Annotated in this window: 1 protein-coding gene; it reads right to left on the bottom strand. The window is 46.1% G+C overall.

Annotated features, from left to right (window positions below):
* On the bottom strand, positions 1 to 2934 hold a 2934-nt coding region (locus tag LZG71_RS27970), incomplete at both ends, for a HEAT repeat domain-containing protein (RefSeq protein ID WP_233826113.1).

Here is a 2934-nt window from a genome sequence, read left to right as displayed (position 1 = left end):
GTCAATATCACCATGCCGAATCCCGGAGAAATTCTTGCGCTTGGTTCTACCAAAGCCTGTAATATTTGTTCACGGCTCAATGTGTTACCAATGTTGGAAAGGTTTGGTCCTACTTCACCACCTTGTCCGCCGATTGAATGGCAGCGAACACATTCTGCTGCGGAATTGGTCATGAAATAACGGCGACCAAGCATCGCGTTTCCACCAACCAGGGCTTCCTGGTAATCTGCAACGGTTTCGCCGGACGAACGCAAAGGAGCCATTTTTGCAATGAGAGAGGTAGATTTGGTTGAATCGACGGCTTCTCCTAAATCCAGGGCTAAACTTGGAGGAAGTTGTTTGTTGGTCATTTTCCCAATTAAATCTCCAAATATGCTTTCGGTTTTAGCCACAGGCAAACTTCCCAGAACACGCAGCATTTGCTGTTGTTCTTTCACACTACCTTTTTCAAAGATGGTTTTTGAAATATCTGTTAAAGCTTCTTTCGACATGGTAACATTACCCACCATTCCCAAAGCAGCCGTACGAACATCCGCATCAGAATCCGTCATTCCCTTTTTCATTACAGATTCCATGTCGGTGTATTTTAGCTCATTAAGAGCCGTAAGCATGGCAGCTCTTACCTTTGGATCTTTGTGATCGTTCAAGAGTTTCGCAAGCGCATCGTTGTTGTCCGAAACACCTAGATTGGTAAGCATTTGGGCCGTAGCGATCAGTATCGTTACATCGTTATCTGCAAGAAGATCAGCGATTATTGGCTGTATCTTGCTTTTTACAATCGCCGGGTTTCTTTGAATCACGCCTCTGTAACGTCCATCCACGCGATCCATCACCGAAGGGCTTGCCCAGGTTCCCAGTGCAGCAAGTGCTTCCGCACGAACTACTTTATCTGTATTTTCCCTTTTTGCAAAAGCGATCAGATTGTCAAGTTGCTGATCCGTTCCAACCCTCAAAGCAGCGTTGATTGCCCGACGAAGCAAAGGTTCGGAAGTAAATCTGGTTTCTGTTAATGTGGCTGCCAAAGCAGGCAAGGCTGCTGGGATAGATAAATCATCGTTTATCGCCCTTGCCGCTTCTGTTGCAATGTATTCGTCTTTATCCTGCAAAAACAAACTTACTTTTTCGCTTTTCAATCTGCGCAAAACCAAAACAGCAGCTGTGCGGAGCGATTTGCTGGAATTGTTGGCCAATGCTACAATTGGTTCAACCTCACCGATTCTTGACAATGCCAGTACTGCTGCATGACGCAGGTAAACGTCAGCATCATTGTTGGTTTTGATCATATCCAGCAGCGGAGCAACAGCCGATTTTTCTTTAATTCTGCCCAAAGCCTGTGCTCCGAAAAACTGAACACGTGGATTTTTGCTGGAAAGCATCGGTATCAACATGGGGCCAGCTTCTGAAATGTATTCGTCTCCCAAAACTTTGGCAGCTTGTGCAGTAATTTCTTCATCTAAATCTTTTAACAAAGCCAGTAACGCATTGCTGTAAGACTTATCCTGACGGGTCAATTGTCCCATTCCCCAGATGGCGTGAATTCTTGCTAATTGGCTGTTCGTTTGAGCGATGGCTTTGCTGAATACAGCTGCACCTTTTGCTCCTCTGGTTGCAAGCTCAAACTGAGATTTTAATCTGATGCGCATATCCGGATTGGATAGCAGCGAAAGCAGGATCTCGTCTGACTGCGTGGTATAATTCAACTGCATGAGTCTTTTTGTCTCAGCACGAAGATCTTTCAGGTCGTTTTTCTCGTCTGTTACATCCAGTTTCCAAACACGGCCATAATTTTTGGTATCCCAGCCATTAATCCAGTCGGCAACATACAATGCGCCATCCGGACCGAAACGGATACCGGTTGGCAAAATACCGCTGAGGATATTTTTTTCTCCATCCAATACAAACGATGCTCCCTTAGGTTTCAGTCCGAAAGCCCATATTGGCGAACGGGCCGGATTTCCTACGAATTCAACAAGGAAAAATTTGTTTTTCCATTCTTTACCAAGAGCCGTTCCCGGATTGTACTGCATTCCGGTTGGTCCGTTATGAAAATTCTGAATTGGAGGAATGATATACGCAGCCTGTCCGTCCCAACGAGGCACAGATAGCTTCTCTTCCATCCAAACTTTATAACCATTGTTTTTAGGATCCGTATACTTTCCGTATTGCCAGTTGGACCGCCATCCCGCGTCTGAGCCTTCAACAACGTGAACCAGACGTTCGCTTTCGCCGGGGTGATCGCCATCGTTGTCTGAGCTGATCAGGTTTCCGTACTCGTCGAAAACAAATTCGTGCGTGTTACGCAAACCATCTGCGAAGATTTCGAACTTGCTTCCGTCGGGATTCGAACGTGCAATGATTCCCGAATTGGGATGTTCGTGTTTTACGCCTTCTGCCGTGGTAATGTTGGCGCCAATATCTCCGATGTTCCAGTATATTTTACCATCAGGTCCTTCAATAGGGTTTGACATTCCATGTCCGCCGAAACCGATGTGCACACCATAGCCGTGGCTGATAGAAGTTTTTTTATCATAAACACCATCATTGTTGGTGTCTTCAACGCGCCATAAATCCGGAGCAATGGCAACGAAAGCATCTTTCGCACGAACCAGAATACCACCGGCTACGTCGGAAACTTCTTCGAAAAAGTCTTCAAGCACGCGCATGGATACGTCCGCGATTCCGTCATTGTCCGTATCTTCCAGTCGCCACACCTCGTCTTTTTCTACGGTCAGATCCTTCCAGTCATGCGATCCGTCACCATTCAGGTCTTTAAGCCAGCTGTTTTCTTTGCTTTTTTCAGGAGCAAAAGTGCTGCGCAAAAATGCCCGGCGATCTTCCACAGTTTGCATGGCAATAGACTGCGTCATCCAGTTGCGGTGACCTCGTATATCGAACTCTGAATTTTTCTGACGGTTCGTTCTGTTCAGATACACA

Origin of the sequence: Dyadobacter sp. CY312 (genome assembly GCF_021390535.1) — a bacterium.
Lineage (GTDB): Bacteria > Bacteroidota > Bacteroidia > Cytophagales > Spirosomataceae > Dyadobacter.
This window is presented reverse-complemented; position numbering and strand designations above follow the sequence as displayed.